This is a genomic window from Thioalkalivibrio sp. ALJT (assembly GCF_000381825.1).
Classification (GTDB): domain Bacteria; phylum Pseudomonadota; class Gammaproteobacteria; order Ectothiorhodospirales; family Ectothiorhodospiraceae; genus Thioalkalivibrio.
In genome coordinates this window covers 203,558-224,258 of sequence record NZ_KB907124.1, presented here as the reverse complement: position 1 = coordinate 224,258, position 20,701 = coordinate 203,558, and the positions used below count along the sequence as shown (strand labels likewise).

Annotated in this window: 16 protein-coding genes, 2 tRNA genes and 1 pseudogene; 9 read left to right on the top strand and 10 right to left on the bottom strand. The window is 64.8% G+C overall.

Translation table 11 applies throughout. The features are described 5' to 3' along the window. The 3 genes from G332_RS13670 to G332_RS13490 form a co-directional block, all read left to right on the top strand. Window positions 1–217 (top strand): hypothetical protein (locus tag G332_RS13670; protein WP_019626248.1); only part of this gene is annotated, 217 nt, incomplete at its 5' end. A gap of 102 nt (window positions 218–319) precedes the next feature. Then, window positions 320–874 carry a hypothetical protein gene (locus G332_RS13495; protein WP_156000781.1) on the top strand — a complete coding sequence of 185 codons (555 nt, stop codon included), beginning with the start codon at window positions 320–322 and terminating at the stop codon, window positions 872–874. 101 nt (window positions 875–975) lie between these two features. Continuing rightward, on the top strand, window positions 976–1,263 hold the full coding sequence (locus tag G332_RS13490; protein ID WP_156000779.1) for a hypothetical protein: 288 nt from the start codon (window positions 976–978) through the stop codon (window positions 1,261–1,263). A gap of 248 nt (window positions 1,264–1,511) precedes the next feature. On the opposite strand, the gene G332_RS0106785 is transcribed toward G332_RS13490, so the two are convergent. Together G332_RS0106785 and G332_RS0106780 are read right to left on the bottom strand one after the other, a co-directional pair. Next, complete coding sequence (locus tag G332_RS0106785) at window positions 1,512–1,802, bottom strand: IS3 family transposase (protein WP_026340679.1); 291 nt, start codon at window positions 1,800–1,802, stop codon at window positions 1,512–1,514. Window positions 1,803–1,992: 190 nt separating this feature from the next. Beyond that, window positions 1,993–2,069: transfer RNA gene (locus G332_RS0106780), tRNA-Arg, on the bottom strand. Between the two features lie 164 nt (window positions 2,070–2,233). Between G332_RS0106780 and G332_RS0106775 the strand changes: the two genes are divergently transcribed. The 3 genes from G332_RS0106775 (at window position 2,234) to G332_RS0106765 (ending at window position 4,995) form a co-directional block, all read left to right on the top strand. Continuing rightward, on the top strand, window positions 2,234–2,824 hold the full coding sequence (locus G332_RS0106775; RefSeq protein WP_019626245.1) for a LemA family protein: 591 nt from the start codon (window positions 2,234–2,236) through the stop codon (window positions 2,822–2,824). Window positions 2,825–2,837: 13 nt separating this feature from the next. Next, entirely contained in the window at window positions 2,838–4,865 is a 2,028-nt protein-coding gene (locus tag G332_RS0106770; RefSeq protein WP_019626244.1) for a M48 family metallopeptidase, read from the top strand. Window positions 4,866–4,908: 43 nt separating this feature from the next. Next, a tRNA-Leu gene (locus G332_RS0106765) sits at window positions 4,909–4,995 on the top strand. A gap of 100 nt (window positions 4,996–5,095) precedes the next feature. Here the strand turns inward: G332_RS0106765 and mnmD are convergent. From mnmD to G332_RS0106745, 4 genes are all read right to left on the bottom strand, one after another. Next, on the bottom strand, window positions 5,096–6,913 hold the full coding sequence (mnmD, locus tag G332_RS0106760) for a tRNA (5-methylaminomethyl-2-thiouridine)(34)-methyltransferase MnmD (protein ID WP_026340677.1): 1,818 nt from the start codon (window positions 6,911–6,913) through the stop codon (window positions 5,096–5,098). A gap of 94 nt (window positions 6,914–7,007) precedes the next feature. Beyond that, window positions 7,008–8,534 (bottom strand): peptidoglycan DD-metalloendopeptidase family protein, encoded by a 1,527-nt coding sequence (locus G332_RS0106755; RefSeq protein WP_019626242.1) that lies wholly within the window; start codon window positions 8,532–8,534, stop codon window positions 7,008–7,010. Window positions 8,535–8,651: 117 nt separating this feature from the next. Next, complete coding sequence (locus G332_RS0106750) at window positions 8,652–9,434, bottom strand: ABC transporter permease (RefSeq protein WP_019626241.1); 783 nt, start codon at window positions 9,432–9,434, stop codon at window positions 8,652–8,654. Further along, entirely contained in the window at window positions 9,431–10,408 is a 978-nt protein-coding gene (locus G332_RS0106745) for an ABC transporter ATP-binding protein (protein ID WP_019626240.1), read from the bottom strand. The genes G332_RS0106750 and G332_RS0106745 overlap by 4 nt, the downstream gene beginning before the upstream one ends. A 198-nt stretch (window positions 10,409–10,606) precedes the next feature. Here G332_RS0106745 and G332_RS0106740 point away from each other — a divergent pair, with 198 nt between their 5' ends. Then, entirely contained in the window at window positions 10,607–11,992 is a 1,386-nt protein-coding gene (locus G332_RS0106740) for a M17 family metallopeptidase (RefSeq protein ID WP_019626239.1), read from the top strand. 63 nt (window positions 11,993–12,055) lie between these two features. On the opposite strand, the pseudogene G332_RS12705 reads toward G332_RS0106740, so the two are convergent. Continuing rightward, window positions 12,056–13,491 (bottom strand): annotated as a pseudogene (locus G332_RS12705) (Glu/Leu/Phe/Val dehydrogenase). 104 nt (window positions 13,492–13,595) lie between these two features. Between G332_RS12705 and dusA the strand changes: the two are divergent. Next, window positions 13,596–14,537, top strand: coding sequence for a tRNA dihydrouridine(20/20a) synthase DusA (gene dusA / locus G332_RS0106730; protein WP_038059578.1), 942 nt, complete (start codon window positions 13,596–13,598; stop codon window positions 14,535–14,537). A gap of 5 nt (window positions 14,538–14,542) precedes the next feature. Here the strand turns inward: dusA and G332_RS0106725 are convergent, their stop codons facing one another. Both G332_RS0106725 and purB read right to left on the bottom strand, forming a co-directional pair. Further along, window positions 14,543–15,727, bottom strand: coding sequence for a JmjC domain-containing protein (locus G332_RS0106725; RefSeq protein ID WP_019626236.1), 1,185 nt, complete (start codon window positions 15,725–15,727; stop codon window positions 14,543–14,545). 7 nt (window positions 15,728–15,734) lie between these two features. After that, entirely contained in the window at window positions 15,735–17,102 is a 1,368-nt protein-coding gene (gene purB / locus G332_RS0106720) for an adenylosuccinate lyase (protein WP_026340676.1), read from the bottom strand. Window positions 17,103–17,259: 157 nt separating this feature from the next. Between purB and G332_RS0106715 the strand changes: the two genes are divergently transcribed. After that, window positions 17,260–18,645: a lyase family protein gene (locus G332_RS0106715; RefSeq protein ID WP_019626234.1), complete on the top strand. Its 1,386-nt coding sequence runs from the start codon at window positions 17,260–17,262 to the stop codon at window positions 18,643–18,645. Between the two features lie 89 nt (window positions 18,646–18,734). On the opposite strand, the gene G332_RS0106710 is transcribed toward G332_RS0106715, so the two are convergent. Continuing rightward, a complete protein-coding gene (locus G332_RS0106710) occupies window positions 18,735–20,696 on the bottom strand; it encodes a bifunctional diguanylate cyclase/phosphodiesterase (protein ID WP_019626233.1) in 1,962 nt (653 codons plus the stop codon). Between the last annotated feature and the right edge of the window lie 5 nt (window positions 20,697–20,701).

Below are 20,701 nucleotides of genomic sequence, written 5' to 3'. Positions count from 1 at the left end.
CATCCGTACGCAGCGACAGCAGGTGCTCGATGCCCAGTACCGCAATCACCCCGAGCGCTTCGTCAAAGGGGCACCCGTCGCCGCCCGACCGCCGGAGGTGGTGACCATCAACCCGGTGTCACCCGAAGAGGCGGATGCCGGCGAGTCCATGGTCGTGAATTTCCCGACCATGGGCGCAGCCAGGGCGAGGACGGAAAATACATTATCCTCCGTGTGAGGCGTCCGAAACAGGTTGACAGGTTCCGGACCCGCCCACCTACGGCGGCCCGGCGGCTCAGCTTCGCGTGATGTTTCCACTTTCCAACATTGAGGGGAGGCCATGGATATCGCCCTTTTGATCGCCGGCCTAGTGGCGGGTGGATTAGTCACCTATTGGGTTACGACCCGATTTATTCACCGTCCGCGGCTTTGCTTCAACGTGCAGGTGGCTGCTTATCTTGATCCCGGCGAATTTCACGATAAGCTCTCAATGTTCTTGCGAGGAAGCCCAATAAATAATCTCACCGTCTTCAATATTGAACTGAGGCTGAAGGGGCGAGCCGACATATCCGGAGAACAAATCCCAGGTAATCAGAAGCCAACTCTATATTTTCCAGGCTTTTCAGCCATTGATGTAAGAACCATAGATTACGATGAGAGCCGCTTTGATGTGCCCCTCGGCTTAGCTGCAAATGGTGCCTTAGTTATCTTCAATATAAGACGAATAAGGGCTGGCACAGTCGCTCGCTTCCAGCTTATTGGGACATTCAGAGACTCTGGTGTTGACCCGCGGGAACTTCTCTCAGAGTTTTATCCTGGTGCAATTAGAAACGTTGACTCAGCGACAACTGGGCAGATAAAGCGACCCTGGAAGAAGAGCCGAGATGAAACATAACAAGTCGCTCAAGTTCGTTCCGCGCTTCGCGCTCCACCGGACGCGGCTAACGCCGCGCCGCTTAGCTTAGACGTTAGGCGAATGAGAAAGGGGCACTAGAAATGACTGATTCTGAGGATTCTAAATGGAAAGATGCGCTGGATTCAGAACTCGAGGCAACCGATAAAAAAGATCTGGTGATCCCTTATGAGCAGGTCGTTAAAGCGTTCCCGTCTTCGACTCCTCACCCTCGCTCATTTGATTATCCAATGATTGATGATATTTCTCTCAGACAGTGGGCTTTAGAGCGGGGGTGGCAAGCTGACCTGGCACCGGAAAGCCTGCCCGAGAACTCAAGCGCCTTGCCACCGGTCAGGTTCTACCGGAATGACGGGGTCGGACCACGATAACCGTCTGAACGAACGAGAGAAAAAAGTAGAACCGACGCGTAATTCGGGCTTATTGGGGTGATTTTGGGGAGCAAATGCGACTTCTATGTAGGGAAAGGACGGGAGATGCGGGGATAGTCGCTTTTGCGCTGGCTAGGTCTGACGCCCATGATTCGCGAAGGAGGGGTAGCCCGACCGGTTCACCTCCAGCAGATCACAGACCCGTTGTACCGGAGCCTTGTTCGCCAGCGTCGTGATGCAGCGATGCATCACAGCAGTTCCCGGGCGAAGAAGGCGGAGGCCTTTTTTAGGATCGCCTTGTCCTCCCGCAGCCGACGGTTCTCTTCCTCCAGCTCCCGGATCCGCCGCTGCTCCGGCGTCAGGGGCCGGCCGTCGCCGGCTTCTCCAGCGCGATCCGCCTTGAGCTGCTCGACCCAGCGTCGAACGGCCGTCTCGCCGACCCCGGTGTCCCGCACCACTTGCGGCACACTCTGGCCCTCATCCACCACCATCCGGGCCACCCGAAGCTTGTACTCCGGATCAAAATTCCTGCGTCCCATATCGTCTCCTCGATCAGATCCCAATCATTCCACCGATCGAGGTGTCCACGAAAATTAGACCAGCACACAGGGGATGTGTAGTGCAACGGTCTTGCCACGCGGTTGCCACAGTGAAGGGCTGATTGGCGCGGGTCGATACCGGGTGGCTGGGGTGAAGGCGTGGCGTAGGTGTCGGAAAAGGCTGGGAATGTGGTGTCCCCGGCAGGATTCGAACCTGCGACCTGCCCCTTAGGAGGGGGCCGCTCTATCCAGCTGAGCTACGGAGACGAACGCGGCACGAGTATAAGGGTGGAGGGGTTGGTGGCCCAAATTCGCTGGTTGGATAGGGCGGTTTGGGCGGCTCGTCGGGGCGGGTGGGCGTGATGTGGGCGTAGTGGGCGCCGGGCATCCGGCGTACACTCGCGGTTCCTACGGTCAAGGAGTGTGGCGGGATGGATATGATGTGGGTGGTGCTGGGAATCCTCGTACTGCTGGTGATCTGGGGGATCTGGACGTACAACCGGCTGGTGACGGCGCGTAATCGGTACAAGAATGCGTTTGCCCAGATTGATGTGCAGTTGACTCGGCGCTATGACCTGATCCCGAACCTGGTGCAGGTGGCGGATCGCTACATGAGCCATGAGCGCGACACCCTGGAGGCGGTGATCCAGGCGCGCAATCAGGCGGTGAACCGCCTGCAGGAGGCGAAGGGTGATCCCACCAATGCCGAGGCGGTGCAGCGGCTGTCGGGGGCCGAGCAGGGGGTATCTGGCGCACTGGGTCGGCTGTTTGCGCTGTCCGAGAACTATCCGGATCTGAAGGCGAACGAGAACATGATGCAGCTCTCCGAGGAGCTGACCAGTACCGAGAACCGTGTGGCCTATGCACGTCAGGGCTTCAACGATGCGGTGATGCAGTACAACATCCTGCGCGAGATGTTCCCGAACAGTCTGATTGCCAATAACTTCGCGTTCCGCCCGGCGCAGATGCTGGAGATCGAGGACGAGCGCAAGCGCGAGGCGGTACAGGTCAACTTCTCCTGATACGGGCTGGGCGATGAACTTCTTCGAACATCAGGACCGGGCGCAGCGGCGTACCCGGGGGCTGCTGGTGCTGTTTGCGCTGGCGGTGCTGGCCATTGTGCTGGTGATGAATGCGATCGTGCTGGTGCTGCTGGGCCAGGGGGAGCCGGTGGCACAGGGCGAACCCTGGCTGACCCGGGATTTTCTCGCGGGCAATGTGGATGTGATGGTGTGGACCAGTGTGCTGACCCTGGGGCTGATCGGGCTGGGTAGCCTTTATCGCACCATAGGCCTGCGTGATGGCGGCGGTGCAGTGGCGCGTGAGCTGGGCGGGACTCGGGTGGACGGGGATACCCGCGATCCGCTGCGGCGGCGCCTGGTCAACGTGGTGGAGGAGATTGCGATCGCCTCTGGCGTGCCGGTGCCGGAGATCTATGTGCTCGAGCAGGAGTCGGGTATCAATGCGTTTGCGGCCGGGTATTCGCCGGACGATGCGGCCATTGCCGTGACCCGCGGTGCACTGGAGCAGCTGGACCGCGATGAGCTCCAGGGCGTGGTCGCGCACGAGTTCGGGCATATTCTCAATGGCGACATGCGCCTGAACATCCGCCTGATGGGGATGCTGTTCGGTATCCTGCTGCTGGCGTTGATTGGTCAGCGCATGTTGCTGGCGATGCGCCTGTCGCGCAACAACCGCAACGCCGGGGGCATTGTGGCCGCGGGTGTGGCACTGATGGTGGTGGGGTATATCGGCCTGTTCTTCGGGCGCTGGATTCGGGCCTCGGTATCGCGGCAGCGCGAGTATCTGGCGGATGCCTCGGCGGTGCAGTTCACGCGTCAGCCTGCGGGCATTGCCGGCGCACTGAAGAAGATCGGGGCCAGCCAGGGCGCGATGCGCGCCGACACCGAGGAGGTGGGGCACATGCTGTTTGCCTCGGGGGCCCTGGGGCAGATGTTTGCGACCCATCCGCCGCTGGTGCCGCGGATTCAGGCGATCGAGCCCGGGTTCCAGGAGGATGAGCTGGCGACCATCCGCCAGCGCATGGAGGAGGACGCGCAGGCCCGCCGTGCGGAACGGGAGGCGCAGGCCGAGGCCGAAGCCGCAGCTCGGGAGGCAGCACCGGCACACGGACCGGGCGGACTGCTGTTGGACCCGACACGACTGGTGGACCAGATCGGAGACCCGGGGCTGGCGCAGATCCTGGGGGCTGGTTTGCTGGTGGCGTCCATGCCGGGGCCACTGGAGCGCGCCGCGCATTCGGATGCCTGGGGCGTCGAGGTGCTGCTGTACCTGCTGATCAGCCCCGATCAGGACGTGCGCGATGCGCAGCTTTTGCAGATCGCAAAGGTGCGCGGTGGCGAGAGTGAGACGCGGGTGCGGAATCTGCTGGATGCTGTGCCGGAGCTGCAGGCGGATCTGCGGATACCGCTACTGGAGATGAGCTTCCCGGTGCTGCGGCACCGCCCGCGCGAGGAACGCCTGGCGCTGGAGGGGCTGATCGCCGAGTTGATCCGGGCCGATGGCCGGGTCTCGCCGTTCGAGTACGCGACGGGGCTGTTGCTGCGCCGGCAGTTGCGCGATCTGGAACAGCCGGACCGGGCGCGGCCGAGTGGGCGGGCGAAGCTGGCCCGGAATATCGAGCCCGCGCAGGATGTTCTGGCGATCCTGGCGCGGCACGGGCATCCGGGTGATGCCGTCGCTGCGCGTGCGGCGGTCGTGGCCGGGTTGACGTCTTTGACGGTAGAAGACGCCGAGGCGGCCGCGGATCAGGCCCTGTCGCGCGTGGGCGATGGCGGTGCGTGGCATCAGGTGCTGGATACCGCGCTGGAGGCCCTGGATGGTCTGCGGCCGGCGGACAAGCAGGCCCTGATCAATGCCATGCTCGCGACCATTACGCATGGGGGGCAAACGGTGATTGGCGAGGTGGAATTGCTGCGTGCCATCGCGGGCGCACTGCACGTGCCGTTACCGCTTGCCGAGCTGCCGGCGGCCGACGCGCCGCCGGCAGGGGCTGTCGAGCCCGGTAGCGGATCTCCGTCCTCGACAACGCCGGTCGGCTGACGGGTGCGGTGTTCGGGAGTGCGCGGTATGATGCGGCGGCTCCGGGGGCGTGGCGGAACTGGTAGACGCATCGGACTTAAAATCCGCTGGGCGCAAGCCCGTGCCGGTTCGATTCCGGCCGTCCCCACCATTCAATTACCTGATTCGCATCGGGTGTCTGCCTGGGTCGAGGCCGTTCGGGAACGGGTCTCCAGCCGCCTCCTGCTGCGTCAGTCCGGAAACCGCTCAGCTCAGGACTCGGCGGAATCCTCACCTGGAACGGCAATCCGCATGGGGTCGAGACGTGCCCGCGTATGCGCATCGAGGGGTTCGATCAACCCCAGCAGGTGATCTGCCAGCCATTCTCCTGCGAGCGGGGCGTACAGCAGGCCGCGCGAGCCGTGGGCCAGGCTCAGCATCACCCGGCCTTCCGGGTCCATGCGGCTGGGGCCGACCAGCGGGAGTCGATCCCGCACGACGGCCCGCGTGCCGGCCCAGCGCGCGAGCACTTTCACTTCGGACGGGTCCTGCAGTCCCGGTACCCAGGACAGGTGCCGGAGGTTGGCCTGATCGTCCTCTGCTGTGGTGTACGCAGGCGCCGTGGTCGCCGGTGCAGCGGTATGTCGGTAGGTCGCGCCAATCCAGGCCCGGCCGTGAGCCTCCGGGATACAGTAGCCCTGCCCGGTCGCGACAAACCCGCCCCAGTCCGGCAGGGGGGCCTGTATCCGGCTCATCTGACCGTCCACTGTCGCAATGGCTGCCTGTTCCGGGCAAAGGGGCCGCTGGTGGCCGGCCGCCAGGGCGAGCACGACCGCATCGTATTCCTCGAGCCCGGAGGCCCCCTGAAGGCGCAGGGATCCGTTCGCCAGGGTCTGGATATCCTGCACGGTCTCGTGCCGGACGGGGGCCAGCTCGGCCGCCAGGGCTTCGCAGAGCGCGCGGATGTCCAGGGCGAGAGCGTCGGGATAGAACAGGTGCGGGGCCGGGTTGCAGCCTGGTCCCTCGGGAGCGAAGAGCAGGCCGGCGCGGGCCGGTCCGGCCTTTTGCAGACGCTGTACGCGCTTGCGCCCGTGGGCGCTAATGCCATGAAAGGCGACCCCCGAGGCGAGACGAATGGGCCGGTGGGTCTTCCCCTCGAGGTGGTCAGTGAGTGCGGCGGTGTGCCGCATACCGGCCAGGGCGATCTGGTTCAATTCCAGGTCTTGAGGATGCAGGTTGGGCAAAAGCACACCGGCCGGGTTGCCGGAGGCCCCGCCTGCGACGCCCGCGGGGTCGAATACCTCCACCGTGACGCCCCGTGCCTGGAGGGCATGTGCCGCCGCAAGCCCTGCCAGACCGGCCCCGACCACGGCGACCCGTTCGGGCACGCTGCGCGAGGATACCGGCGTATTCGGGCGGGTACGCAGGGTTCCCTGCAGGCGCTCGCGCTTGCGGCCGTGGCCCGGTACGCGCCGGACCTCGAATCCGGCGTCCTCGAGGTCGCGCCGGACCTGTCCCGCCGCGGTATAGGTGCCGAAGGTGGCGCCGGGCGCCGACAGCCGCGCGATCTGGCGAAAGACGCCCGTGTTCCAGAGCGCGGGGTTGCTGCGCGGCGCGAAACCATCCAGGAACCACGCATCCACCTGTCCCGCAACCCCGCTCAGCAGGGGCGCGGCATCGCCCAAAGCCAGGGTCAATACGGCGCGGGCCTCGGGAAACTCGATGCGGTGCAGCCCGGCTACCGGGGGCGGGTACTGGCTGCGCAACCGGCGCGCGTCGGTACCGTCGAGTCCCAGTGTGGCGTGAATCGCAGCCAGGTCCTCCGGGGCCAGGGGGTGGGCCTCCAGGCTCAGCATGGACAGAAACGCCCCGGGAGGGGCCTCGTGCCGCCAGGTCTGCAAGGCCATGAGCAGGTTGAGCCCGCTGCCAAAGCCGGTCTCGGCCAGTACGAATCGGCGGCACTGGCGGAATCGAGAGGCGAGGGCGTTGGCCCCTATGAAGACCTCCTGCACCTCGGAGCGGGGATCACGGGACCCGAAGTAGCCATCCCCGTAGTCGACGGCGAACGGGAGCCCGTCGCGCCATTCCAGGCGCGCCCGGTCGAGTACGGGGTAGGAGACGGGTACGGGTGTCACGTGTGCGGGGGCAGGTACGCCGGGCCGATAACGGCCCGACGGTGCACAATTAGCGAGTCAGTTCTTCGAACGGAGTGAAGGCGACCTGCTGATTGCGCTGGCCTGCGTCCAGTTGCGCCAGAAGGGTCTGGCTGATGGACTTGAAGCGGTCCAGTTCGTCGCCTTCCAGTGAATCGCTTTCCGGGAGCGCGACCCGCATCGGGTTCTGCGGGCGATTGTTTACGTGGATCTCGTAATGCAGATGCGGGCCGGTGCTGCGCCCGGTGTTGCCGGACAGGGCGATGCGGTCGCCACGTTCCACCGTCTGTCCCGGACGCACCAGCTGGCGATCCAGATGCAGATAGCGGGTGGAGTATCCCTGGCCGTGCTCGATGACAATGAAGCGGCCCGCATGGGGGTGATTCTCGACCCGGGTGACGCGGCCGTCCGCCGGCGCAAGGATCGGCGTGCCGATCGGCATGGCAAAGTCGGTCCCGTGATGCGGAGCGATGCGGCCGGTGACCGGATGGCGCCGCTGCGGATTGAAACCGGAACTGATGCGATAGTTGCCGGCGAAGGGGCGACGATCGAACGGCGGCAGCAGACTTTCGCCTTCCGGGGTGTAGAACCGGCCATTGACGTTACGGGCCGCGCGCACTTCGATGCGCTGGCCTTCGTAGTCAAAGGCCAGCAAGCGGAGATTGTGCGGGGTGTCGTCACCGACCAGGGTCTCCTGTTCGACCAGCAGGGTGAACTGGTCGCCGGTGCGGGCATGGGTGCGCACCGGGAGGTAGCGGTCCAGCAGCACGGCCAGGGCATTGGTTGCGCCCGGGCTGAGATCCGTACGCGCGGCCAGCGCCGAGGCAATGTTGCCGTCGATCTCTGCGTGGATGATCAGGTGACTGAACTCGCGCCCGTTCTCGACCTCGGCGCGGTCGAAGTCCCAGCCGTCGGCCTCGCGCACCCACTCGTGTCCACTGGCGCGGTCGGTCCACAGGCGCATGTGTGTCAGGTAGCCGTCTTCGTCCACCTGCCATTCGATCTCCTGACCGGGGCGGACGCGATTCAGGATGGAGGCATTATCGCTGTCGTCCAGCAGGCGGTAGAGCGTGGCCAGAGGCAGTTCCCAGTCGCGTTCCCACAGGTCGGTCAGGCGTTCGCCTTCCTTGAGGGTGTGGCTTTTCCAGTCGGAGTCTTCAGGGTCGATGGCGTGCGGATCTTCGTCGTCGAGATCGAAGGTCTCATACGAGGTCGGGGCGTCCGCATCCGGTGAGGTCGGGGCATCTGCATCCGGCTCGATGGCAAACGATGCGTATTGCAGGGCTGGATCGTCCAGGGTGTCGGTAGCGGCTGCAATGGTTTCCGCACTGCCATTGACCCGGCCATTGGATACGGGATGGATGGTCGCACCGCCGGCCGGGTGGTCAAGCGATGTCACCGGGAGCTGGATATCGGCCAGGGGCTTGCCCGCGCCGATTGAGAGCGGCTGGGAGGTCTCGGCAGGGCGCGAAGACAGAAACAGGCTGCTGCCCACCACAATGGTGAGACCGGCGGTACCCGCCAGAAAGAGATGGAGTTTCTTTCTGTTCTTGACCATAAGACCCTGGACCCGAGAAGTTTCCACTTTATACCACGTTTTTTGCGCGATTTTACACCGACAGGCTCCCGGGGGCGTGCCCCGGTGGCTTCGCGGTATACAGGCGCAGGGTCTTTCTCAGGATCGAATGCCGACCCCGCGGTTGAGCAGAATCAGTGCGACGCTGTACAGCACCGTGATAAAGCCGGCGATGATGGCAAAGGACAGGGCGACGGGGAAGTCGCTGTGCCCGAGGCTGCCATAGCGGAAGGCATCGACCATGTACAGAATCGGGTTCAGCATGGAGAGTCCCTGCCAGAACTCCGGCAGGAGGCTGACGGAGTAGAACACCCCGCCGAGATAGGTGAGCGGCGTGAGCACAAAGGTCGGGACGATGGCGATGTCGTCGAAGGTGCGGGCAAATACGCCGTTGATCAGGCCGGCGAGGGCGAACAGGATGGACGTCATCAGCACGATCACCAGCATGACCGGCAGGTTGTGCACGCTGAGGGGGCTGAAGAACAGCGAGATCAGGAGTACGGCCACGCCCACGGCGAGCCCGCGCGCCACGCCTCCGAACACAAAGCCAAGGATGATCACGCTGTTGGGGATCGGGGAGACCAGCATCTCCTCGATATGACGCTGGAACTTGGACCCGAAGAACGACGAGACGACGTTGGAATAGCTGTTGGTGATGACCGCGAGCATGATCAGGCCCGGGACGATGAAGTCCATGTAGCGGTAGCCTTCCATCTCGCCGATGCGCTCGCCGATCAGTCCGCCGAAAATGATGAAGTACAAGGCGGTCGTGATCACCGGGGGCAGGATGGTCTGCACCCAGATACGGGCAAAACGCAGCACCTCCTTGGTGACGATGGTGCGAAAGGCGGTCCAGTACTGTTGCAGGTGAGATGGGCTCATGCCTGGTTCTCCGGCTGCTCGCTGGTACCGCCGGCGCCCGGCGTCAGGTGGCTCGGCGTCTGGCCATTGCGGGTCATGCGCAGGAACAGCTCCTCCAGCCTGTTGGACTTGTTGCGCATGCTGTGAACCCGAATGCCGGCCTGATCGAGGACCCGGAACAGGTCGTTCAGGTGCTGGCCGCGGCGGATATCCACCTCGAGGGTCAGGTCGTCCAGCTGACGCAGTGCCAGCGGGGCGTCCTGCGGTATGCCGGGCGGCGGCTCGCTGAGATCCAGGACCATGGTCTCGGTCTCCAGCTTGGCCAGTAACTGCTTCATGGTGGTGTTCTCGATGATGCCGCCATCATCGATGATCGCGATGTTGCGGCACAGCGTCTCCGCCTCTTCCAGGTAGTGAGTGGTGAGGATAATGCTGCGGCCATCGGTGTTGATGCGGGTGAGGAAGTCCCACATCGAGCGCCGCAGTTCGATATCCACCCCGGCGGTGGGTTCGTCCAGGATCAGCAGACGGGGTTCGTGCACCAGGGCACGTGCAATCATCAGGCGTCGTTTCATGCCGCCGGAGAGCGTGCGCGCCATGTCCTTGCGCTTTTCCCACAGGCCGAGCTCGTTCAGGTAATGCTCGCAGCGTTCCCAGGCCTCGTTACGCGGGATCCCGTAATAGCCGGCCTGATTCACCACGATCTCGCCAATCGGCTCGAAGTTATTGAAATTGAACTCCTGCGGCACCAGACCAATGGAGCGCTTGACCGCCTGCAGGTCGGTGTCGAGGTCGTGGCCGAACACCTTGACCGTGCCCGCGGTCTTGTTGATCAGCGAGGTAATGATCCCGATGGTGGTCGACTTGCCGGCGCCATTCGGCCCCAGCAGGGCGAAGAAGCTTCCCGGTGCGACCTCGAGATCAATGCCCTTGAGGGCCTGGAAGCCGTTTTTGTAGGTCTTTTTCAGCCCGCGAATCTCCAGCGCTGGCGTCATGGGCACATCCTGTTCGACAACATGGGGGGAACCCCGGGCCCTTGCCGGATGCGGGGCGGATCGGCTGCGCATGCGGGAGCACGCCAAACGAGGCCGTTCTCCCACTGCGCACGCAATCACCGCCCGGATTCGACCGGCGCCCGGGGATCGACAAGGCGCGTATTATGAAGGCTTTCGACTGTTTTCGAGGAAAGCCGCGTGGATTCTGTTTTTGTTGCGTCGTCCGATACCGCCATCCCGTTGATCCCGGTGAGCCCCGAGTCCCTGCCAGTGCGCCTGGAGAGTGCGCCGGAGTCCTGGCGCAACTGGGTGGAGGCCTCCGGCTACGAGGCGGAGCCGGGGGGCATCCTGCGCATCCCCGATGCGGAGGGTGGCCTGGCCGCAGTGCTGGCCGGTTTTGACGCAGAGACCCCGATCTGGATGCTGGCCGCGGCGGCGGAGACCCTTGGCACCGGCGATTACCAGCTCGAGACCGATTTCCTGAACCCCGACATCCAGAACCTCGCCGCCATCGGCTGGGGACTTGGTCGCTATCGCTTCGACCGCTACCGGGAGGCTCCGGACCGGGCCCCGCGGCTGGTGTGGCCTGCGGACGCCGACCGCGACCGGGTGCTGGCATTTGTGGAGTCCATCACGCTGACGCGCGACCTGATCAACACCCCCGCGGCCGACATGATGCCGGCCAATCTGGCGCTGCAGGCACGGGACCTGGCCGAGGCCTACGGTTGCAGCCTGCATGTGGTCAGTGACAGCGACAAACTGGAAGAAACATTTCCCTGCGTGCATGCAGTGGGGGCTGCCAGCGAACACGGCGCCCGTGTCATCGAGCTGACCTGGGGCCCGCCCGATGCCCCCTCGCTGGTGCTGGTGGGCAAGGGCGTGTGCTTCGATTCCGGCGGGCTGAATCTGAAGCCGGGCAACTCCATGCGTCAGATGAAGAAGGATATGGGCGGGGCCGCCATTGTGCTGGGGCTGGCGCGTCTGATCATGGCACAAGCTCTGCCGGTGCGGCTGACGGTGTTGATCGGTGCGGTGGAAAACGCAATCGGTGCCGGTGCGTTCCGTCCCGGCGATGTGTTGACCGCCCGCAATGGCAAGCGCATTGAAATTGACAACACGGATGCCGAGGGCCGTCTGGTATTGGCGGACCTGCTGGATCGCGCCGGTTCATTCCATCCCGATCTTCTGGTGGACTTTGCCACCCTGACCGGGGCTGCGCGCGTGGCGGTGGGGACCGAGATCAGCGCCTGCCTGACCGAGGACGAGGGCTGGGCAAGGGCTCTGGTGGAGCCAGCGCGGGAATGGGACGACCCGATCTGCCAGTTGCCCCTGCATGCCCCGTATCGGTACATGCTCGACAGTGATGTGGCCGATATCGCGAACAGTTCCAGCGGCGGCTATGCGGGGGCCATTACTGCCGGTTTGTTCCTGCGCGAGTTTGTCCCCGAAGGGACGACCTGGCTCCATTTCGACATCATGGCCTTCAACGACCGCGCCCGGCCCGGCCGGCCCAAGGGGGGCGAGGCCATGGGGCTGCGGGCGTTGTTCGCGGCGCTGGAGTCGCGTTACGGGCAGCCGGGGTAGGGCGATACATCGGCCCCGGTGCCCGCAGGAAGACCAGGAGAGTCAGATGCAAGACCGGCCGGGTCAGATCAGTTTCAGGTCGCTGCGCGCTCGGATGATCTTGCGCAAGGCGATCAGGTAGGCGGCGGTGCGGTAGTCCAGGACCTGGCCGTTGCTTTCCACTTCGCGTACTTCGTGCATCTCCCGGAAGGCTTCGCACATCGTGTCGTCCAGCCCGGATCGCACCAGGTCGATTTCCTCGGCGCCGCGGACGATGGCGTCGCGCAGCCAGTCCGGGGCGCTCTGGTTGGTCAGCATCTCGATGGCGGTGACGATGTGCTGCCCCTGGCTCTGGTCATAGCGGCGCTCCATACGGCCAAAGCGCATGTGCGACAGGTTTCGCACCCATTCGAAATACGACACGATCACGCCACCGGCATTGACATAGACATCCGGCAGGACGGTGATGCCGCGCTCCTGGAGGATGCGGTCGCCCTCGAAGGTGCAGGGTCCGTTGGCAGCCTCGACCACCAGTTTCGCCTGAATCTTGTGTGCGTTATCGCGGTGGATCACGCCCTCCAGTGCAGCCGGAATCAGGATGTCGCAGTCTTCCTCCAGCAGCACGTTGCCGTTGCGCTCGAAGCGCACCCCGGGATAGCCCTCGAGCGTGCCGCTGCGGCGCAGATATTCGTCGACCGCGGGCACATCCAGGCCATTCGGATCGTAAATGCCGCCGTCAATATTGATAATGCCGACGATCTTTGCGTGATCGTTCTTGTGCAGGAAGCGCGCCGCATGCGAGCCGACATTGCCAAAGCCCTGGATAATGATGCGCTGGTCTCCCAGCTTGCCCTTGAGCCCGGCGTCCTGCGGGGCCTGGGATTCGCGAAAAAACGCCTGCAGCGCGTACTGCACACCGCGGCCGGTCGCCTCCAGACGGCCCCGAATGCCACCCATCTCGACCGGTTTGCCGGTGACGGCGGCGATATGGTTGACATCCTCCGGATGGTGATCGCGATAGGTCTCCATGATCCACGCCATCTCGCGCTGCGAGGTCCCGAGGTCCCGAGGTCCGGTGCCGGGACATTCTGGGCCGGGCTGATGTACCCGCGCTGGATGAGCTCTCGGGCGAAGCGCCGGGTGATGCGTTCCATCTCCCAGGGGCTGTAGTTGCGGGGGTCGATTCGCAACCCGCCTTTGGAGCCTCCGAAGGGGATATTCACCAGCGCGCACTTGAAGGTCATCAGGGCGGCCAGGGCCTCGGCGTGTTCCTGGTCCATGGTGGGGGCGAAACGCAGCCCACCCTTGGCCGGCAGGCGATGCGATGAGTGCACGGCACGCCAGCCCTTGAAGACCTCGATGCGGTCGCGAAAGCTGATCGGAAAGCTGACCTGGATGACGGAATCGCAGGTCTTCAGTGCGTTACGGGCGCCCTCCGGCAGTTCCAGGTAGTTCATCGCCCGGTCGACCATGTGTGAGACACTATCGAGAAACGTTTCGGGTGTTTCGCATTCCGGCATGATGAGAAATCCTTTCAGATTTGACGCTGCAGGCGGCCCCGCGCGGAGACTGGTGGGTGGGTAATACGGTTCGCCACTGCGATCCGCGATTCTCGGTGGCCCCGATGATGGACTGGACGGACACCTGGTGTCGCCAGTTCCATCGGCTGCTGACCCGACGGGCATTGTTGTATACCGAGATGGTGCATGCCAACGCGGTCATTCATGGCGACCGCGACCGGCTGCTCGGCTTTGCCGCGGTGGAACACCCGATCGCACTGCAGCTGGGCGGGTCGGACCCGGCCACGCTGGCACAGGCGGCACGCATCGCGGCCGATCGTGGCTTTGACGAGATCAATCTGAATGTAGGCTGCCCGTCCGACCGCGTACAGTCCGGGGCGTTCGGTGCCTGCCTGATGGCGCAGCCGGCGCTGGTGGCGGAATGCATCGGCGAGATGCAGTCCGCCGTGGACGTGCCGGTGACAGTCAAGCACCGTATCGGGATCGATGATCAGGACTCGGAACGCGATCTCCACGTCTTTGTGGGGGCGGTGGCCGCGGCGGGCTGTCAGACCTTTGTGGTCCATGCCCGCAAGGCGTGGCTGCAGGGGCTGAGCCCGAAGGACAACCGCGATGTACCGCCGCTGGACTATGCGCGCGTCTATCGGCTGAAAGCGGAATTTCCGGAGCTGAGCATTGTGTTGAACGGCGGGCTGGATGACGTCGCCGCGGCACGTTCGCACCTGACGTATGTCGATGGCGTGATGTTCGGGCGGCTGGCGTATCATCAGCCATGGACGCTGGCTGCGGTGGACCGGCTGTATTTCGGTGCCGATTGCGACCCGCGCCGTGACGAGGTGCTGGCCGGCGTGCTCGCGCTGACCGAGACGATGCGCCGGGACGGGGTCCCGCTGGCGCGCCTGACCCGACATATCCTCGGGCTGTTCCATGGCGAGCCTGGTGCCCGTCAGTGGCGGCGCATCCTCACCGAAGGGGCACACCACGCCGATGCCGGCCCTGAATTGGTCGAGCGCGCCGCACGCGCCTGCTTGCCCCGCGCCGCCTGAAGCCGTTATGGCCCGGTGTCGGTGTCGGTGTCGCGGGGCGCCAGCCAGCCGGCCGCAAGCCCGTCGCGCAGGATCGCGCGGATATTCGGTACCGCTTCCCGCCATTCGGCCACGCTGAGCGACTGGGCGCGACAGAAGGCCTCCAGCACGTCCGGCGCGACCGGCGGCAGCGGATAATCCTTTCCGGCCAGACATAGTACCGGGCCGTCCATACCCTGAAACCAGGCCCGGCGTACCCCCGGATGGACGTCGAACGCCGCATCCGCCGGGGCGCTGGAGGCCAGGGCAGGGTCGTCGGGCACCAGACCCAGGGAATGCGTCGGGCGAGTCAGGAAGCGCCCCAGGCAGGCGTCCAGCTCGGCGTCGTCGGCAGCCAGCAACGCGCGCAGGCTGTCGCGCAGCATGCGCCGGTCACCGGAAGGAATCTCGCCGGGGTGTATGGCGGGGGCGCGGCCAGGGTCTTCGAAGCGCGTTTGTTCGTCGAGCGCGCTGGCGCGTTCGTCAAAATAGCCGCCGAACACGTCCAGCAGGCTCGGGGCGCGGAAGCCGACCGACCAGGTCATGCACTGGGCATCCCGCGCCAGCCCGTAATGCGGCAGGTTGGGCGGCAGATAGAGCAAGTCGCCAGGACCCAGTTCCCAGCTGTCGGTGGGCGCAAAGTCGCGCAGGATCGCGAGCGGGAGATCATCGTGGCAATCCAGCGCGCCGGGCGGGTCCTGGATTTGCCAGCGCCGGTGCCCGGCCGCCTGGAACAGGAACACGTCGTACTGATCCACGTGCGGACCCACCGAGCCGCCCGGGGCCGCGCAGGAGATCATCAGATCGTCCCGGCGCCAGCGCGGGATGAAGTCGAAGCGCGCAAGGAAATGGAGGCCGTCGGACCAGAAGCGCTCTACGTCGGTGACCAGCAGGGTCCAGTCGCGCTCGGGCAGCCGTTCCAGGCGCTCCGCCGCGAACGGACCGTATTCGACCGCCCAGTCCTGGCGGTCCTGGTGGCCGAGCACGAGACGGCTGCTCGCGTCCGGGTCGGTCGCCAGCCCGGCGAGGTCGTCGGGCTCGATCGGATTTTCGAAGCCCGGGATCGCGCCGCGCACCAGCAGGGGCCGCTGCTGCCAGTAATCGCGCAGAAACTCGGCCGGCGTGAGCCCTCCCAGAATGGTCAGAGGCTGCTGCGGGTCCGGTGCGGCCACGCCGTCCTCAGGATTCGCGGGCCAGTCGGCCGGCGATGCCAACGTAGGCGGCCGGCGTCAGTTCGCGCAGCCGCGCGCGCGCCTCTTCGGGGATCTCGAGGCCGTCAATGAAGCGGCCCAGGGCCTCGGGGGTGATGCGCTGCCCGCGGGTCAGTTCCTTCAGCTTTTCGTAGGGCGACTCGATGCCGTAGCGCCGCATCACGGTCTGCACGGCCTCGCCCAGGACTTCCCAGTTCTGGTCCAGATCCTCCGCCAGTCGCCCCGGCTCGATCTCCAGTTTGCCCAGCCCGCGTCCGAAGGCCTTGTAGGCGATCAGGGACCAGGCAAAGGCGATGCCGATATTGCGCAGCACCGTGGAGTCGGTCAGGTCGCGCTGGAAACGCGATACCGGGAGTTTGCCGGCGAGGTGATCGAACAGGGCATTGGCCAGGCCCAGGTTGCCCTCGGCGTTCTCGAAGTCGATCGGGTTGACCTTGTGCGGCATGGTCGAGGAACCCACCTCGCCGGCCACGACCTTTTGCTTGAAGTAGCCCAGCGAGATGTAGCCCCAGATATCGCGCGCGGCATCCAGCAGGATGGTGTTGATGCGCATGCAGGCGTGGAACAGCTCGGCGAGGAAGTCGTGCGGCTCGATCTGGGTCGTGTGGGTGTTTGGCACCAGGCCCAGGCTCGTGACCATGCGCTGCGAGAGGGCCGGCCAGTCCACCTCGGGGTAGGCCACGGTATGGGCGTTGAAGTTGCCGACCGCACCGTTGATTTTGCCCAGACACTCGACGCCGGCAATCTCGGCACGCTGGCGTTCCAGGCGCTGGACCACGTTGGCCAGCTCCTTGCCCATGGTGGTAGGGGAGGCGGGCTGGCCGTGGGTGCGCGCCAGCATCGGCTGGTCGGCAAAGCGCGCGGACAGCTCGCGCATGGGGGCCAGCACGGCATCCAGGGCCGGCAGCATCACGTGATCACGGGCCTCGCGGACCATCACGCCATAGGCGAGGTTGTTGATATCTTCCGAGGTGCAGGCAAAATGCACGAATTCGATCTGGCTCTGCAGGTCGGCCCGGTCCGACATCTGTTCCTTGATGTAGTACTCGATGGCCTTGACGTCGTGGTTGGTGGTGGCCTCGATCTCCTTGACGCGCGTGCCTGCGACTTCGTCGAAGCTGAATGCAATCTCGTCCAGGAAGGCCGCAGCCTCGGTCGTCAGCGCGGGGACTTCTGGGATCGCAGGCTCCGCCGCCAGGGCCTTCAGCCATGCAATCTCGACGCGCACTCGGGCCTGCATCAGCCCTTGCTCGGAGAAATAGGGGGCGAGGTCACGGGTGTGGCGGGCATAACGGCCGTCGACGGGGCTGATCGCGCTCAATGGGCTCAGAGACATGGGCATTCCGGGGTCGGGTTCAGGTCAGGCGGCGCAGTATACTAAGGCGTTCAGATCCAATACAGCATCGCGCCGGGCCCGGTTGGCCCCATGGGTTGGCCGGGCGTGGCCTGCCCCGGACCCTGGAGCCTGGTGCGGACTCAATCAGGAGAAAGGCATGGCGAAGCCCGCAATGCGTCAGGAACAGGACAGTCTGGGGACGGTGGAGGTCCCGCAGGAGGCCCTGTGGGGTGCCCAGACCCAGCGTGCGATCGATAACTTCCAGATCAGCGGGCGGCCGCTGCCGCCGGCCTTCATCCGTGCCCTGGCGCTGACCAAGGCCGCTTGCGCCGAGGCCAACCAGAACCTGGGCCAGTTGCCGGATGCGGTTGCCGGGGCGATCGTCGCGGCGGCCGACAGTCTCGCCAGCGGAGACCATGCCGATGCCTTCCCGGTGGATGTCTATCAGACGGGTTCCGGCACCAGCAGCAACATGAATATGAACGAGGTGATCGCCCGGCTGGCATCCGATGCCGCACTGACGGTGCATCCGAATGATCATGTGAACCGTTCGCAGAGTTCCAATGATGTGATCCCGACGGCTCTGCATGTGGCGGCCGGCCTGGAACTGGAGCGGCGGTTGCTGCCGGCACTGCGCCACCTGATCGCGACGATCGCGCGCCGCGAGGGCGAACTGACGGCGATCGTGAAGACCGGGCGGACCCATCTGATGGATGCGATGCCGGTGCGCATGAGTCAGGAGCTGTCCGGGTGGCGCACCCAGCTGGAACTGGACGCCGAGCGGATGGGCGACACCCGCAAGCGGGTGAACCGGCTGGCCATTGGAGGTACCGCAGTGGGCACCGGCATCAATGCCCCGGCGGAGTTCGGCGATCACGTGGCGCGGCGTCTGGCCGAGCGCACCGGGGTGGCCTTTGTGCGTGAGGCAAACGGGTTTGCGGCACTGGCCAGTCAGGATACAGCCGTCGAACTGTCCGGGCAGTTGCGCACCCTGGCCACCAGCCTGATCAAGATTGCCAACGATCTGCGCTGGATGAATTCCGGGCCGCTTGCGGGGCTGGGGGAGATCGCACTGCCGGCCCTGCAGCCGGGTAGCTCGATCATGCCGGGCAAGGTCAATCCGGTGATCCCGGAGGCCGTGATCATGGCTGCGCAGCAGGTGGTCGGGCTGGATGTGGCGATCGCGGCGGCCGGGCAGGGTGGCAACTTCCAGCTGAATGTCGGCCTGCCCCTGGTCGTCGACAATCTGCTGCAGCAGATCGGCCTGCTGGCCGGGGCGGCCGAGCATCTCGCCGATCGCGCGATTGCCGGCTTTACGGTCAATGAAGGGGTGCTGCGCGCGGCACTGGACCGCAATCCGATCCTGGTGACTGCACTGAACGCGGAAATCGGCTACGAGGCGGGCGCACGCATCGCCAAGGAGGCCTATGCCAGCGGTCGGCCCATTGTGGATGTCGCGGCCGAGCAGACGGATATCCCGCGCGAGCGTCTGCAGGCGCTGCTGGATCCGGTGGTCCTGACCGGCCCGCAGAAGCCCGAATGAATCCCGGGAGCCTGTCGGGTTAGGGCGATCGTCGCGAGCGCAGGGGAGCGAGGCCCTTTTTTCGTGCTCCCGAGGCGCAACGAGCGTCCTCAATCTCCGGCCGTGGTCACAGGCAACGTGACCGCATCCTGAAACCAGTCGCGGAATTGCGGGAAGGGGACCGGGTACGCGTACAGGTACCCCTGTGCGATGTGGCAGTCGAGTTCCTGCAGGATCTCGGCCTGGCGTGCGGTCTCCACGCCCTCCGCGATCACGTCCAGGTCCAGGGTGCGGGCCATCAGGATAATCGCATGCACGATCCGGGAATGATCAGCGCCCTGGTCCAGATCCATCACGAAGGAGCGGTCGATCTTCACGGTATCGGCCGGCAACTGCTTGAGCTGTATCAGCGAGGCGTGGCCGGTGCCGAAGTCATCCACGGCCAGCGACATGCCGAGCTCGCGCAGGCGTTGAAAGACCCGTAAGGCACCCTCGGGATCATCTACGATGGTGCTCTCGGTCAGTTCCAGTTCAATGCAACGTGGCGGGATACCCGCCTCGGAGATGATGCGGTGAAAGTCGCCGGCCAGATCGGGATGACGCAGCTGGCGTGCGGACACATTGATCGCGATGCGTGGCAATTGCTCCGGGGGCAGGCGCAGCGACTGCAGATCACGGCAGACCTGGCGCAACACCCACTCGCCGATCTCCTCGATCAGGGTCATGGCCTCCGCCACCGCGATGAAATGATCGGGTAACAGCAGTCCGCGCGTTGGGTGCTGCCAGCGGATCAGCGCCTCGGCGCCGAGGATACGGCCGCTGTCGAGGGCGACCTTGGGCTGGTAGTGCAGGACCAGCTGATCCTTGGCGATGGCCTGCCCGAGCTCGTTTTCCAGCTCGAAGTGGTGAAAGGTGCGCGAGTGAAGATCATGGGTGTAGAACCGAAAACCGTTGCGACCACGCTGCTTGACTTCGTGCATCGCCACGTCGGCGTTGCCGAGCAGGGTGTCCGCGTCCTTTCCATCGTAGGGATAGACGGCAATACCGCAGGAGACACTGCTGATGACCGGTTGTTCAAAGATCCGGCGTTCGGTCGCCGTGCTGCGTACAACGTCGGTCACCAGACGCACGATCCCGTCCAGCCCCTGGGAGTCCTCAACCAGGATTCCGAACTCGTCGCCATCCAGACGTGACAAAGTGGTGCGCAGCCGCCCTCCGGAGTGCGCTCGGGCCCGATCAAGCAGCTCCGACAGGTCCTGCGCGACCTTGCGGATCAGTTCATCGCCTGCCCGATGACCCAGCGAGTCGTTGATGCGCTTGAAGTTGTCCAGATCGAGAAGGATCAGCGCGACACGATCAGGGTTCTCCGCATGGCGCTCGATCGCCTGCGACAGGCGGTCGCTGAACAGCATCCGATTGGGGAGGTCAGTCAGCGAGTCGTGCGACATATGATGCAGGAGGTCGCGCGATTGCCGCTCGGTAACCCGTTGCAGGGCCTGCTGGCGCCGCTCCATCATCTGAAACAGGTCTGCGCTTTCAAGGGCGTAGGCGGTATTGAACAACAGCATGGTCAGTGTTGCCTGGATCACCTCGTAGCGCTGCAGGTCTTCCTGGCGGAAGCGCGCGACGAACATGCCGCGAATCCGCGTTCGGGTGGAGATGACATGCAGCATCAGGCTCTCGTCCGCAACTGGAGAGGGCAGACAGACCGCGTGGCTCTGATGCAGGGCCCAGGCGAACTGGCCATCCTCGATCAGTTGTTCGACGATGCAGGGCAAGTCCGGCTCCAGCGTACCCGGGTGTTCCTGGCGGGCCAGATTGAACGAACATTCGTTGTCGACGATATAGATCGCCATGTCCAGTGCCGGCAGCAGGGCGCGTAGTGCCTGGGCGCTGTTCTGGATGATCCTTTCGGGACTGCGGCTGCGGCGGGTATCGCCGAAGATCGCCGTCGTCGAGGCCAGCACCTCCATCGCGCTGGCGCTGGAATCGAGCGCCTCTTCCAGAAACTGGACCCGTTCCCGAAGTGTATTGAGCTCGACGTTTGCGGCCGGGTGCGAAGAAGAGCTCATGCGAC